The sequence below is a fragment of the Methylobacterium sp. CCH5-D2 genome (assembly GCF_001556475.1).
GTDB classification, from domain to species: domain Bacteria; phylum Pseudomonadota; class Alphaproteobacteria; order Rhizobiales; family Beijerinckiaceae; genus Methylobacterium; species Methylobacterium hispanicum.
The window spans coordinates 1-11,916 of sequence record NZ_LSIX01000810.1 but is presented as its reverse complement, the minus strand read 5'-3'; the positions used below and the strand labels follow the sequence as shown (position 1 = coordinate 11,916).

Sequence of the window (11,916 nt, the reverse complement as noted above, 5' to 3'; positions counted from 1 at the left end):
CCGAGTTCGCCGTCGTCCGCGCCGGCGTGAACTACAAGTTCGGCTCGTACTGAGACCCTGCTACGCAAGGGTTTGGCCTGAGCATCCCCAGCCCGATCAAACTGGCCGCTTAGTCGAACGGACGCCCTGGGAGCTTCTCCCGGGGCGTTTTCTTTTGCCGCTCACGCTTCCACTGCGAAGAGATCAAGCTGGGCCGCGGATGCGCGCTGGGCTCGCTTTGGCCGTGTCGGTGCGCTCGATGTGAAGACCGGCAACGGTACATGCGGTCGCCCATACAGAACTGCACCGACGATCTCGCGCCGTTCGCCATGATAGAAGGCGTTCAGGGTGTGCGGGCCTGCGCGCAGGATCTCCTGCATCAGCCGTTCTGTCCCCGGTAGCGCGGAGACGGCCTGCAGCAGGCTTGAGAGACCGGCGGCCTGAATGTCTCGCACCGGGAACTCGAACGCCTGCACGGTCCAGGTATGCTTTACGGCGGCTGCGCTGGTGCGAGCAAACGGGTTGGATGCGAAGGCCGTGACCGGATCCAGGGCAAAGGCTGCCAAAGTTGCCCGATCAGGCATGTGCATCGCGTTCGAAATGGCGTCCGCGAGTTCGCGTTTCGTCATCGACACCCTGGACCCCTCCCGCTTTGCGCTTCTCGTGGCTTAGGTGCACGGTGAAGTAGCATGAAGGCTGAGCGCTGATGACCGAGAGTGGCTCCATCGGCGTGTTGCCAGCCGACGATGCACCGCCCTTACCGGACGCCGTGCGCCAGCGTCTCGACCGATTGCTCGCTGCTGCCTACGCTCCGACCGATTGCGAACCAAGCACGCCAGTGCGGTTTACGGCTCTGCTGGCCGAGAAGCTCCCGGACCGGGCAGGAGTGTGTGCAAAAAGCTCCAGCCGCCGAGATCCGCCTCCCTAGCTATGCCTGGGCATCCGCGTTGCGTTTTGTGCAGCGATCCCGAGGAACAAATCTACCGCCTAGGACTTTGCTATTCTTAGCAAGTGCGAGGCGGTAATGCTCCCAATCATCTCCTTTTCGGACTTGAACTTCCCATCCAAGCCCGGAAACTATTCTTTCGAGGGCGCCGTCGTTCAAGTGGACAATCAGCATCTTCAGGCTTGGCAAGAACAGCCTGAACTTGTCTTTCGTACCATCCTTCTCTCACGAGCTGGCGACGCCTCCCGCCGCTTGACTCTTGGTGTTTCTGCCGCCCGTTGAGCAATGAAAGCGCCTGCCCGAACTACATATTAGCTCGTGCTAAGCCTGGCGGATCGGAAGTTTGGCCTAACGGCTCCAGCCATATCAATTTCGCCGCGTGGGCGAATAGACGCCCTGGGGTCAGTTCCTAGGGCGTTTTCTTTCGCTGCAACATGCTCGTTGCACTAAACATGACCAAACGCGGCAGTAGTGTCAGCGTAAGAAGCAGTTCGTTGCGCTATGAACGAGACGGTGTTTGAGGTGGCGTTCGTCGAAGGAGCCGGCTGGCGGGTGATGAGCGAGGGCAAACTAGTTGCCAGCGTGCACAATCAGGAACGCGCGAAAGATCGGGCTATCCTGAACGCCAAGCGGGTCAGCGCACAGGGCGGCGTCGGTGTCGTGCGGATCTTTGCCAAGGCTGGCGGGCTCTACAAGGAGCACGCTTACGGGCGGCAAACCGCGAGGCTGCGTATTGAGGGATCAAGGGTCTGAGAGGTAAGCCGCTCCGGGTCGGCAGCGTTACCTCTCAGGAGGCTCTGCCGATCGCCGCTACGACCTCAACCTTCGGCGGTTGCGGGGTTGGCACAGCCGATGGCGCCTGAAAAATCGCGCAGGCGTGAATATGCGACCGCCCCAAGCAGGGATCTGTCGGCCCGGTGGGGCCAAGCCGGGAGGCACCCATCGCGCCAGTAAGCAGAACGGCGGCCGCCATGAGTAGGCGGTAGATCGGTAGGCAGGTCATCGGTGCAAGCGGGAGCGGTCGCATAGAAGGCAAAGGTCAGCGCGGCAGGGGGGCCGGCACGCGGATCGTCACGAGCTGTCCGCTGATGGGATCAAGGACGGTGAGCGTCATAGGGGGCCAGCGCCAGCTAAGCAGGTTGGATCGGGTGGTAAACGTCCATCCCTGCAGCTGTTTCCGGGTCTTGTTCCAGTGTGGTTAGCCCTCGGTTAAGCTTGATCCAGTGCCGCGGAGCGATGTCCGAATGGGACCCGCTCCCGCTTGGCATAGCGGGCTCGGGGGCGGCAACGAAGGTTCGGGTGATCAGCCCGATGGCGCGAAAAACACGAGGGATCACGCCTGGACGAGCGCGGTTATGTGACAGCGAGGCAAGTGGGCCACGTGGAGAAGAGCCTTTATGAGCACCGGCACTGTGAAATGGTTCAACGAGACCAAGGGCTACGGCTTCATCCAGCCCGATGACGGCGGCAAGGACGTGTTCGTCCACATCTCGGCCGTGGAGCGCGCTGGCATGCGCAACCTGATCGAGGGGCAGAAGGTCTCCTACGAGGTCGAGACGGACCGCCGCTCTGGGAAGGAGTCGGCAGGTCAGCTTCAGAGCGCCTGACCTCCCGGTGGTCGTTTCGTCATATCGGAAGGCGCTTCATTGATCGTTAACCATACGCCTCCCATATGAAACTCATCCCGACCGTGGCTCTGCCGCGTGATCGGAAGCGGCCACGATGCCGAGGGAGGTGACGCCGGATGTACGCGCACCGCCCTCGGCTTCCGTGGCCGTTGCCTTGTCTGGACCAAACTATGCGGCGCTCAGTGACGGCTTCTTAGTTTCGCCCGTTTCAGAGTGCCCCTGGTTGCCGCTCCGATGTGAGCGTTCAGGAAGGCAGACTGAAGCGGCCTATGATCAAGATCCTGCTGGCTATCCTTCCGGTGCTGCTCGTTCTCGCGGCAAGTGCGCTGGTCAGCCTCGTGCTGAGCCCGGTTCGATACACACGGGGGCTTTGGCGCCATGGGGCAGCCGCGGCTTGAGAGGAGCTTGCTACTCAGGGTAGGGAAGCGTGAGCGCACCCCTCTCCTGAGGTTGAATGATCGAGATCAGCCACGACGAGCAGGGTGCAGCCGAGATACCTGCCCTGCCGGACGCCGTGCGGCAGCATCTCGGGCAGTTGCTTGCTGCTGCCTACGACCAGCCTGAAAGCGAGCCCGAGCCGCCTGAACGGTTCAGCGCTCTGCTGGCGCAGCTCGACTGCGCTTTGGCCGGAGTAGCGGACCGCGACGCCGAGGTGTTCCGATCTGGCTTGCTCGCGGCTGTCCCCACGCTCAGGCGCTTCGCCCGCTCGCTGGGATGCGACCACGCCGCCGCCGACGACGTGGTGCAGGACGTGGTGCTACGGGCATGGCGCAGCCAATCGTCCTTCCGGCCCGGCACGAACCTCGAAGCGTGGCTCTTCACGATCACCCGCAACCAGTTCTACAGCCTGACCCGCAAGCAGGGCCGAGAGGTCGAGGACGTGGACGGCGAGTTCACGAACCGGCTCGCCACCGCACCGGAGCAGACAGGCTGCGCCGACCTGCAGGATGTGCGAACCGCGCTGGCTCGGTTGCCGACTGCAATGCGTGAAACGCTCATGCTTGTGGCGGTCGAGGGCATGAGCCACGAACAGGTTGCCGAGGTGATGGGCTGCCAGGTTGGTACGGTTAAGAGCCGCGTCTTCCGTGCGCGCGAGCGCTTGGTTGCGCTACTCGGCTACGATGGTAACGACATTGGCGCCGACCGGCTGACGCTCTCGGCCATGAGCGGTCAACCAGACTGAGCGCTTCGGCAGGGCCTGCTGTTCACTCCGCTGCCATTGCGGAGGGTGCCGAGCCGCCGTTCAACCTCGTGTGCATGGCCTTCCCCGGCTTGAACCGCACATCGACCTTGGCGGGCACGTCGACCGAAGCCCCCGTGCGTGGATTGCGCGCCGTGTAGGCCCCTCGCACCTTCACAGCGAAGGAGCCGAAATCGCGCAGTTCGACGCGATCACCAGCCGCAAGCGCTTCCGTGATGCGCCCGAGGATCGCGCTCACAATGGCCTCAACGTCTCGGGCGTAGAGGTGCGGGTTCTGGGCCGCGACGCGATCAACAAGTTCGGAACGGATCATGGCACCTAGCTGGTGGTGACGCGGTAAGGTGTGGTGCGGGCGCTATTCGTCGCCTAGCTCCTTGCGCTCGGTGACCTCATCTTCCTCCTCAGCGTCATCGCCGATAAGATCGTCCAGCTCCTGGATCAGGTCCTCGACCTGCTGCTGAGTCGCCCTGATCCTGAAGACCTCTCCGTCCTCAGCTTCGAACGTGAGGTGGTACTCGCCGCTGATCTCGTCGGAGAGAACACGGGCCAGCTTCTTCGGCGCTCGCATAGTTGGTTCTCCTCCTAGCGACAGGGGAACGCGCCGCGACTAGGAAAGGTGCTGGTCCGAAGCGAACGCATGCTGCCGACAAGCTCGGATCGGATCATCGCGTCAAGCCCAACGCAGCTTGTGCCACCAGATGGCCGCGCCGGTCAGCAGGAAGGCCACGCCGAGGAACGTCTCTACCGGCGATTGCTGCCACCCTGTGAAGGCCGAATGGATCAGGCCAGCGCCGATCGATACGAAGCCAACAGCAAGCGTCCAGAGTGCCGCACGCGCGAACCACTGCCGCATGTCCCCGCCTTGCATCGCGCTCAGAGTAACAGCCTGATCCGGGCTGAACCGACCGCCGGCTTAGCAGCGGCACGACGGGAACACCGTTACCAACCCCTATAAGGAAAGGGTTTAATAGGCTGCTGTAATGGTGTTCCGGCCAGCTTTCAGAAAGCGCTGCTGCGATGCGCTCTAGCAGGATGGCGCCGCTTGGCTGAGGCGCTGACGCATTCCCCGCCCCCGCAACGTTGACTTAACCCTGCCGCCCGGCCGACATGGGCTGTTCCGGCAAGCTCGCCTCAGCGAGTCGTGAGCCGGCATCAGGAGAGCGCCGCCGCGGTAACGAGACCCTAAAAAGCCAACAGGCCCCCGTCGCCAAACGGGAGCCTGCTGAAAAACCGAAGGCCTTGTGAGGCCGGACTGAATACCCCTCACAAGCCACAAGACGCCCCCCGGCGTCAAGCGAAAGCGCCAACTTTCGCAACGGTAAGGCTTTGCCTGGACCCTAGCCGCGGCCCGAGAGGGTCGAGGACGATGTTTGCTGACGCGATCCGCCAACAGGCGGAGGCTGCGCCGCGTGCCGCTCTGCCGGCCGTGACGGCGGCCTTGTGGCGTGCCGTTGCCAATGGGCAGGTGACGGAGGGGGAGGCTGAGACGCTGGCGGCCCTGATCGATGCGCGGCGCTTGGTTGTGGGCCGCACCCATAACCAGAACCTGCCGGCGGGGCAGAATTTGAGTTCCCCCGTTTCGGGGACCTCAACCAATGTGGGAAATCCCTACATTGCCTCAGAAGCCCCAGGATCGCGCAGGACGGGCGTGGGCAGCCGGCCGCGCACCGACGTGAGCCTAGAGCGCCGCCGCCGCTGGGCGGCTTCTGGGCGGCTTCCTCCGGCCATCGCGGCGCGGTTCACCGCCGGGGAGCAGGCCGTGCTTGCCTTGGTGGCGGCCGAGACCGTCCGCCGGAAGGACTGCCGCCTCGCCATTGAGCACATCGCGGCGATTGCCGGCGTCGGCCGGTCCACCGTGAAAAACGCTCTGCGGGAGGCCCGCCGCCTCGGCCTCATCACGGTTGAGGAGCGGAAGGTCACAGGCTGGCGCAACGATACGAACGTGGTCCGGATCGTCTCGGCCGAGTGGACGGCTTGGCTGCGGCTGACGCGGCGTTCGCCCATCCCGGCAAGCCCAACGGCCCGCACTCTTGAGGGGGGAGGGGTCAAAAGCGCGACCGGCACGCCTACTCAGGTTCAAATCCGGGGAAAACCGAGGCCAGCGAAACCGTCAAAGATGCTGCCGGGAGGCAGCGAGCGACCTCAACCGATGCAGTCTCGGGAGAATTCTCGTGGGCGGTAGAACGGGCGGAGCCATGTGCTAGCTGCATCCGACTGTTCGATTTGTGAAACGGCGCAATAACCACGCGGTCCAGATGCAAGGAGCGATAGGCCGCGCCTGCACGTTCGCTGAGCGGAGAGGCAACGCCGGAGGGTATGTGGAGAAGTCATGGCTCGCGACCTACCTGGAGATCGAGGCTGGTTCGATTGCGGCCCGCAACGCGATTGAGGCGCATCTCGCCCAACTGCCGGGCGGTGAAGAGCGGGATTATTGGCAAGCCATAGCGGAGCGGTACGATCTGAACGGAGCGGGGACAGCGCAAGGAACCCCCACTCCGTGCAAGAATGGACCGGAGTGTCAGTCTCGATGAGGAGGTTCAGCCGCTCGGGCTAGGGGCATGGCGGCCCGGGGAGCCGCACCGCTTGGTCAACCTGCACCAGCACATCGAGCGCGCGCCAGGGCTTGTCTAGGTAGACGGCCTTGCCGGGAAGGCCGGCAGCGCGGTCTCCAGCGCCGCCCGACGTGACGACCAAGCGCACGTTCGGCCAATTGCGGCTCGCGAGACAGGCGAGTTGGACACCATCCATCTCTCCCGCAAGCTGGACATCTGTGAACAGCATGGCGACGCTGTCGGCGTTCTTCCCCAGCACGGCCAAGGCTTCTTCAGCACTCGCACACGCGACCACGTCGAGCACTGTCTCTTCCAGCATCGCTACGGCGAGTTCCCGCACCGCTGGGTCATCCTCCACGACGACCACAAGCTTCGTCGGCAGGGGTGGTGTGCGGCGACCATCAAGGTGCTTCCAGACCGGCGCCTCGCGTTCCTTCAGCAGAAGCACGAGCGAGCCGAGCGCGTCGGGTAGCTCAACATCCACAAGCTCGGCGTAAGTGTCTGCCAAGCCGTGCGCGACGCCGTGCGCCGTCGTGGTCGCTGGTTCGTAGCTGAGGGACTGGAAGACGTTGTCGGCCCGGCGCATAGCTTCTCCCTGCCCGGAGGTGAGCGGGGTTCACGCTCCGGGATCGTGCTTAATCCATGTAAGTCGCTTCCCTTCCGAACGGCGTCAGGCGGATCCGGTTTCAGCTCTGCCGTAACAATTGGGGCCGCGCCTCCGCCGAGCGGGGGGCAGCTCAGGCATGCGGCAGCGTGTCCATGACTGGTGTCCTGAGATCCGCTAATGCACGTTGCTCTAGCTGCGACTAGAGCGAAAGCGCGGGAGGACGGGGTTGAGGCCGCACGACGAGATCCCCGAGCACCTGGGCCGCCTGATCCGGGCGAGCGAGGTGCGGATCTCTGAACAGATCACGGCACTTATTGCTGGCAGGGGTGCGGGTCTGAACACCAGCGAGGCCGAAGCTCAGCTCTGGCGCGAGATGGAGGCGCTGCAGGCCCTACGTCGCCAGCAAATCGCAATCTACGAGATGGCCAACCGATGAAGGCCGGCGAAGGCACCAGCGGCACCTTGGCGGCAGGCGAGGATCTCCTTGCTGCAGCCATCCATGCAGTGACCGCGGCTGAGCAGCGCCGTGACCAGCAGCTCCTATTCATGGCTTCGCTCGCTCAAGAGTCGGCTGCCCTTCAGACTGCCAAGGACGTCTTGGCGCAAATTGAGCGGACACTCGAGTTGGCCCAGATGCACTGGACGCTCATAGTGAGCCTCGTTTCCGAGACGGATGGGAGCGTGGGCGGTGCGGCGCCTGTCGTCCGCAATGGCGGGTTGGCGGGCGAGCTAAGTCATCAGATTGCGGAGGCCGAGCTGCGCTCTTCGATCTTGGCGGAAGCTGTGACGGATGTCGTACGGACCGGCGCGGACGCGAGCGAAACTCTGGAACAGCTCTATGAGCAGATGGATCTGCTAGAGCGTCTACGCCGGCAGCAGGTGGTGGCCAGGACATCAGCGCGCATCAAACCCATGACAGGATGAGGCAGGTTCCCTCGTCCTATGCCCCTCCACCACCACGAGCGGCTTCCTCTTGCACGAAGGCCAAGCAGCGCTGACGCGCTTCCGGATCCTGGATCCGGATATAGGTCTGCAGCAGCTTGGAAGCTTCCATCAAGCTGACTGGTCCACTGCGCAGCAGCTCGGATTGAGCATCCTGATGCAGGAGCGCCGTCGTGATGTTCAGGGCGTCTGCGATCTCATCCAGCGTGCGCTGCGCTCGGTCAGGCAACCGAGGGCGCTGGGGCGCATCGTTCTTAGACACAGGCATAGCCGCTGCCCTTCTGGGGGCATCCGGATCCGAACAAGTCATCTGTGTCCCCAAACGCGGCGTTCTGAAGCCGCTGGTGTACAGGCACGTGCGCCCATGGAAGGGGTGTACACGGCCAAGCTTTATCGATTGCGCATAACTGATTTGCTGCCAATGGGTTCCAAGCCGTTAACGAGAAGTTGAACTGCGGTGCGGCTAGCTGACCGACGCAAAGGACCGAGGGGGTATGGGGTGCGCGGTTGGACGAATGACCGGTCAGCCAAATTGCTACGCGGCCAGCGGACCATGAGGAGTGGCGCCGCTGTTGTTGGCTCCTGGATGTGGTCTGCCACGGGTGGTTGCCACGTCCTCGACCGAGCCGCTGCCGAGCTTCTGACCGGCCATCCGGACCTGGCTGATACGGAGTTGCCGCTCGACGTCGTTCTGCAGCGCGTCCACCCGGAGGACCGCGCCATGATCCTGGCAACTGCTGCGCGGGCTGAGCACGAAAGCGGCCCCATTGTCCTGGAATACCGCGTCCGCACACCGGACGGCACGCGATGGGTGCTGGATCACGGCCGTAGCTACCCCAGGACCGAAGGCATGCCAGCCCATGGTCACGGCGTCCTGATCGACATCACCGAGCAGAAGCTCATAGGAAACGAAGTGGGCGAGTCCCGAGATGGGCCTGAGACCCCGCTGGAGCGAGCCGCCCGACACGCCCTGAAGGCCCGAGAAGCCATCGACGCAGATGGCAGCGCCTCGCTGCGTCTCCTCATCGACATGGTACTGCTGGCGGTCGGACGAGCACTCGCGCGGAAGGTCCGCGAGGGGCAAAGGCAAGAGCTAAACTGACGCCAGGCGCCAGCGAACCCGCCGAGACGACCAAGGATAAGGCGAAAACACGGACCAGCCGCCACAGCAAGCGGCAGAGCCCCCTCTCGCGCCATAGCAGCCGGTCCGCTGCTCAGAAGACGACACACAGGCCAGATGGTTCAAGTCCGAGTGTATGAATTTTGCAGGTCTGAGAGCCTATGCTGAACTTGATCCCTTGTATGCGCTCGGCCCTGCTACGCTGGTTCGCGCGCCGCGACGTAGCGGCTGCGGATCGCGCCAGCGCGCTCGGAGATGCTGTTAGGTCTCGCAAACTGATGGATCAGGCAGACACGCGCCTCAAAGCTGCATGTGGCTGCCGATGGCCAAGCGGGCCGCAGAAACGATGAAGCCACTCGCAGGCTATCAGAAACGACAACGGCGCAGGGTCCGAAGACCACTGCGCCGCTGGATCGGGCCGCCGAGGGGGCAATGACGGCTTGTCGCCTTCCTATGATCAGCGCGGACACGTTGTAGGTGTGTTGAGGCACAGACAGCCGTGCGCATGGTACCTGTGTGCCCCCGGTTGGGCTGAACGGCCAAGCCCGCTCCGCGCAGCTACCTCGTCCTCTCGCGCATCGTTTGTCGCTGCCGTATGCTTGCTGCCAAGCAGGAGAGTGACATGGGCTACATCATCGCCGGCGCGAACCTCGACAACAAGGAAGAGCCTAGCGTTGCTCACCAGATCGAGACTGCCGTGGAAGCGTGGGAAAAAATCTCAGCCCTTCAATCTGCCGGCTATTGAGTTCGCGCGTCCATGTCAGACGGTACCGAGATCGCCTTGGATGACATCAAAGTGCGCGCGCTCTCGGCTGAGGGCCCCTGATGCTTAAGGCACAGTGGCACCGGTCCTGTCCCGCCTCCGATGTCCCAAAGGGGTGAAGCGGACTGCGGCGGCCGACTATGAAGGGCAGCAGGCACGAAAAAGCCCGCCGCGGCCATAAGCCGGGCGGGCTGAGTCTTGGGAGGAACACCGCCGAAGCGGGTCGGACGATCGGGTAGCAGGTGGCATGCCAAAGATCGCGTGCGGTCTGACACTCGTCACGGGACTGTCATCCCGGAGGCCTGCGCGCGGCGACCGCACCACCGACGAACAGCTCGGCTAGTAAGCAGGACAGGGTAATCACGCCGCAGATCTCAATCGTAGGGCCCCCGAAACAGGTCCCCCATAGCCCGCCGACGAAAGAGAGTTCGCCACCGCCTGCGCCGATGCTCGGGCGCGTCGTGGAGCATGTGGCACCGCTGGCAGACGGCCATCAGGTTCGCGTTCCGGTTGTCGGCCGTGTCGTGGTTCCGGTGAGCGGTGGCGAGCACCACCCGCGTGGTCCGCACCACCCCGAGCACGTCGTCGGCGCCGACCGGCAGGCAGACGATCTTCCCCGCGCCATCGCGCCAGGAAGCCGCCTCAGCGTCCCACCAACGCCCATCGCCGAGATGCCAGACGGTCTGTCCATGAGGGCGCCGGCACGCCTCACAGCGCCCACCTGCGCGCCGAAAGCGGATCACGGCCGAGAGCTGCGGCCAGTCGATCGGGTAGAAGAAGCGGTGCTCGCGCCGGATCGGCATGGAGAGGCCTGCTGGACGCCGGTACCGGATACAGCAGGCATATAGCCGAGCTTGAGCCTCGGCCAGTAGCGCGGCCGCCCTACGCGGCTGCAGCCTTCTTCGGGCGCCCGCGGGGCTTCGGCGGCTCGGCCGGAGGCGGTGTGATCTCGGGCTCGGCCCCCACATCGACCGCAGCCTTGCGACCCAGACCGATGCTGCGGGCTAGCGCCGAGCGCTGGGCGGCGTAGGTGGCGGTAACCATCGGATAATTGGCGGGCAGGCCGTACCGCTCGCGGTAGGCGCGGGGATCCAGGCCGTTTGTAGTGAGGTGGCGCTTGAGCGTCTTGTAGGTCTTGCCGTCGATGAAGCTGACGATGCCGTCATCCGTGACGGATTTGCGGATCTGGGCGGCGCTGGGCTTCTCGACATCCGGCTCTGCGGGTGCTGTGGGCTGCCCAAGGCCAACAAGGGCAGCGTGCGTGGCCGCGATTAGCGCCGGCAGCTCACCGACCTGCACGTGGTTGTTTGACACGTAGGCAGCCACGATGCCGGCCGCTTGATCAAGAAAAATATCCGACTGAGTTCTTGCCTGATCTTCCATAGGACACCCCCTTCATTTTCGGGACGCAACGACTACGAAAGCGGCCGGACAGTCAAGCCTGCCTTGCCAACCGGCAGGCTTCGCCCCTTGTATCTTGCACTTTCTCTCAATCAGGGCGTGCGCCGACCGCGCATGACTACCGCAACGAGCGATGCTAGGGCAGCACTTTCACCATCCTCGATTGAGACGCACTTGTCCGGGCTGGTGGCTTCGACCCGGGCTACCTGCACCTAACGCGGCAGCTTGGTAGCAGCTTAGACGCGCCGCACCTCGCCGGGCTTCAGGTGCAAGCGACGCACCGTGTCGCGCGAGAAGCCGCCCACCACCATGATCTCGGCCGCGCCTGGCATCGAGCTGCGCAGCAGCTCCAGCGCCCGCGCACTCGACGGCGCGACGACCGCGTAGACGCACGCAACCCCGGGCGGGCGCAGCTCGGCGACCAGGAACGCCGTCAGCCGGCCCTTCTTCACCCTGCAATCCTTATGGAGTTGCCAACGCTGCCGACGTGCGGACGCAACATCTCGGCCGGGATCATGGGCGGAAACGCAAAGGACCGCCCGAAGGCGGTCCCGCACGGTCTCGTCCTCGGTGTAGCGGGCGGCTCAGAAGCCAGCCAGCAGGTCGGCCGAGTTCCACAGAACCAAGCCGAGGCCGACCACGAACGCGCCGATCATGCCGTAGGAAAACAGCTTCACCGTCTTATTCATCCTGCGCGCCCTTTAGCAGCGGTTGCCGCCAGAGGTCTGGCCGTACTGCTTGACCGGGAAGTTCTGCTGGTTGGCGTTGCCCTCGGCC

General features: G+C 64.1%; 16 protein-coding genes and 1 pseudogene. 8 read left to right on the top strand and 9 right to left on the bottom strand.

Features of this window, described 5'->3' with window-relative positions; genetic code table 11:
* Positions 1–161: 161 nt before the first annotated feature.
* On the bottom strand, positions 162–608 hold the full coding sequence (locus AX737_RS32350) for a hypothetical protein (RefSeq protein WP_245293484.1): 447 nt from the start codon (positions 606–608) through the stop codon (positions 162–164).
* Between the two features lie 818 nt (positions 609–1,426).
* On the opposite strand from AX737_RS32350, the gene AX737_RS21440 reads away from it, so the two are divergent.
* From AX737_RS21440 to AX737_RS21430, 3 genes are all read left to right on the top strand, one after another.
* Positions 1,427–1,678, top strand: a complete 252-nt coding sequence (locus tag AX737_RS21440) for a hypothetical protein (RefSeq protein WP_066924765.1) — start codon at positions 1,427–1,429, stop codon at positions 1,676–1,678.
* A gap of 644 nt (positions 1,679–2,322) precedes the next feature.
* On the top strand, positions 2,323–2,532 hold the full coding sequence (locus AX737_RS21435) for a cold-shock protein (protein ID WP_066924762.1): 210 nt from the start codon (positions 2,323–2,325) through the stop codon (positions 2,530–2,532).
* A gap of 475 nt (positions 2,533–3,007) precedes the next feature.
* Complete coding sequence (locus AX737_RS21430; RefSeq protein ID WP_066924760.1) at positions 3,008–3,736, top strand: sigma-70 family RNA polymerase sigma factor; 729 nt, start codon at positions 3,008–3,010, stop codon at positions 3,734–3,736.
* A gap of 22 nt (positions 3,737–3,758) precedes the next feature.
* Here the strand turns inward: AX737_RS21430 and AX737_RS21425 are convergent.
* From AX737_RS21425 to AX737_RS21415, 3 genes and pseudogenes are all read right to left on the bottom strand, one after another.
* Positions 3,759–4,082, bottom strand: a pseudogene (locus tag AX737_RS21425) (HU family DNA-binding protein); the annotation flags it as partial.
* Between the two features lie 27 nt (positions 4,083–4,109).
* Positions 4,110–4,322 (bottom strand): hypothetical protein, encoded by a 213-nt coding sequence (locus AX737_RS21420; RefSeq protein ID WP_066924756.1) that lies wholly within the window; start codon positions 4,320–4,322, stop codon positions 4,110–4,112.
* 102 nt (positions 4,323–4,424) lie between these two features.
* Positions 4,425–4,607, bottom strand: coding sequence for a hypothetical protein (locus AX737_RS21415; protein WP_156453872.1), 183 nt, complete (start codon positions 4,605–4,607; stop codon positions 4,425–4,427).
* Between the two features lie 513 nt (positions 4,608–5,120).
* Here AX737_RS21415 and AX737_RS32345 point away from each other — a divergent pair.
* A complete protein-coding gene (locus AX737_RS32345; RefSeq protein ID WP_082773209.1) occupies positions 5,121–5,936 on the top strand; it encodes a helix-turn-helix domain-containing protein in 816 nt (271 codons plus the stop codon).
* A 368-nt stretch (positions 5,937–6,304) separates the two neighbouring features.
* Here the strand turns inward: AX737_RS32345 and AX737_RS21410 are convergent, their stop codons facing one another.
* Positions 6,305–6,892 carry a response regulator gene (locus AX737_RS21410; RefSeq protein WP_082773208.1) on the bottom strand — a complete coding sequence of 196 codons (588 nt, stop codon included), beginning with the start codon at positions 6,890–6,892 and terminating at the stop codon, positions 6,305–6,307.
* A gap of 247 nt (positions 6,893–7,139) precedes the next feature.
* On the opposite strand from AX737_RS21410, the gene AX737_RS21405 reads away from it, so the two are divergent.
* Together AX737_RS21405 and AX737_RS21400 are read left to right on the top strand one after the other, a co-directional pair.
* Entirely contained in the window at positions 7,140–7,349 is a 210-nt protein-coding gene (locus AX737_RS21405) for a hypothetical protein (RefSeq protein WP_066924752.1), read from the top strand.
* Positions 7,346–7,837, top strand: a complete 492-nt coding sequence (locus AX737_RS21400) for a hypothetical protein (RefSeq protein WP_066924750.1) — start codon at positions 7,346–7,348, stop codon at positions 7,835–7,837. Before AX737_RS21405 ends, AX737_RS21400 begins: the two co-directional genes overlap by 4 nt.
* A gap of 16 nt (positions 7,838–7,853) precedes the next feature.
* Here AX737_RS21400 and AX737_RS33505 read toward each other — a convergent pair whose 3' ends face one another.
* On the bottom strand, positions 7,854–8,117 hold the full coding sequence (locus AX737_RS33505) for a hypothetical protein (RefSeq protein WP_156453871.1): 264 nt from the start codon (positions 8,115–8,117) through the stop codon (positions 7,854–7,856).
* A 324-nt stretch (positions 8,118–8,441) separates the two neighbouring features.
* Here AX737_RS33505 and AX737_RS21395 point away from each other — a divergent pair, with 324 nt between their 5' ends.
* On the top strand, positions 8,442–8,957 hold the full coding sequence (locus AX737_RS21395; RefSeq protein ID WP_066924748.1) for a PAS domain-containing protein: 516 nt from the start codon (positions 8,442–8,444) through the stop codon (positions 8,955–8,957).
* Between the two features lie 640 nt (positions 8,958–9,597).
* A complete protein-coding gene (locus tag AX737_RS37425; protein ID WP_280949097.1) occupies positions 9,598–9,720 on the top strand; it encodes a hypothetical protein in 123 nt (40 codons plus the stop codon).
* A 392-nt stretch (positions 9,721–10,112) separates the two neighbouring features.
* On the opposite strand, the gene AX737_RS21390 is transcribed toward AX737_RS37425, so the two are convergent.
* The 3 genes from AX737_RS21390 to AX737_RS21380 form a co-directional block, all read right to left on the bottom strand.
* Positions 10,113–10,541 carry a hypothetical protein gene (locus AX737_RS21390; protein ID WP_066924746.1) on the bottom strand — a complete coding sequence of 143 codons (429 nt, stop codon included), beginning with the start codon at positions 10,539–10,541 and terminating at the stop codon, positions 10,113–10,115.
* A gap of 79 nt (positions 10,542–10,620) precedes the next feature.
* Positions 10,621–11,121 carry a MucR family transcriptional regulator gene (locus AX737_RS21385; RefSeq protein ID WP_066924744.1) on the bottom strand — a complete coding sequence of 167 codons (501 nt, stop codon included), beginning with the start codon at positions 11,119–11,121 and terminating at the stop codon, positions 10,621–10,623.
* A 254-nt stretch (positions 11,122–11,375) separates the two neighbouring features.
* Positions 11,376–11,591 (bottom strand): hypothetical protein, encoded by a 216-nt coding sequence (locus AX737_RS21380; RefSeq protein ID WP_066924742.1) that lies wholly within the window; start codon positions 11,589–11,591, stop codon positions 11,376–11,378.
* Positions 11,592–11,916 lie beyond the last annotated feature (325 nt).

Excerpts from the sequence above, each read along its gene's own strand:
- AX737_RS21400 (WP_066924750.1), top strand. The coding sequence starts at position 7,346 with ATGAAGGCCGGCGAAGGCACCAGCGGCACCTTGGCGGCAGGCGAGGAT.
- AX737_RS32345 (WP_082773209.1), top strand. The coding sequence starts at position 5,121 with ATGTTTGCTGACGCGATCCGCCAACAGGCGGAGGCTGCGCCGCGTGCC.
- AX737_RS21415 (WP_156453872.1), bottom strand. The coding sequence starts at position 4,607 with ATGCGGCAGTGGTTCGCGCGTGCGGCACTCTGGACGCTTGCTGTTGGC.
- AX737_RS32350 (WP_245293484.1), bottom strand. The coding sequence starts at position 608 with ATGACGAAACGCGAACTCGCGGACGCCATTTCGAACGCGATGCACATG.
- AX737_RS21395 (WP_066924748.1), top strand. The coding sequence starts at position 8,442 with ATGTGGTCTGCCACGGGTGGTTGCCACGTCCTCGACCGAGCCGCTGCC.
- AX737_RS21430 (WP_066924760.1), top strand. The coding sequence starts at position 3,008 with ATGATCGAGATCAGCCACGACGAGCAGGGTGCAGCCGAGATACCTGCC.
- AX737_RS21420 (WP_066924756.1), bottom strand. The coding sequence starts at position 4,322 with ATGCGAGCGCCGAAGAAGCTGGCCCGTGTTCTCTCCGACGAGATCAGC.
- AX737_RS21435 (WP_066924762.1), top strand. The coding sequence starts at position 2,323 with ATGAGCACCGGCACTGTGAAATGGTTCAACGAGACCAAGGGCTACGGC.
- AX737_RS21410 (WP_082773208.1), bottom strand. The coding sequence starts at position 6,892 with ATGCGCCGGGCCGACAACGTCTTCCAGTCCCTCAGCTACGAACCAGCG.
- AX737_RS21385 (WP_066924744.1), bottom strand. The coding sequence starts at position 11,121 with ATGGAAGATCAGGCAAGAACTCAGTCGGATATTTTTCTTGATCAAGCG.
- AX737_RS37425 (WP_280949097.1), top strand. The coding sequence starts at position 9,598 with ATGGGCTACATCATCGCCGGCGCGAACCTCGACAACAAGGAAGAGCCT.
- AX737_RS21440 (WP_066924765.1), top strand. The coding sequence starts at position 1,427 with ATGAACGAGACGGTGTTTGAGGTGGCGTTCGTCGAAGGAGCCGGCTGG.
- AX737_RS21390 (WP_066924746.1), bottom strand. The coding sequence starts at position 10,541 with ATGCCGATCCGGCGCGAGCACCGCTTCTTCTACCCGATCGACTGGCCG.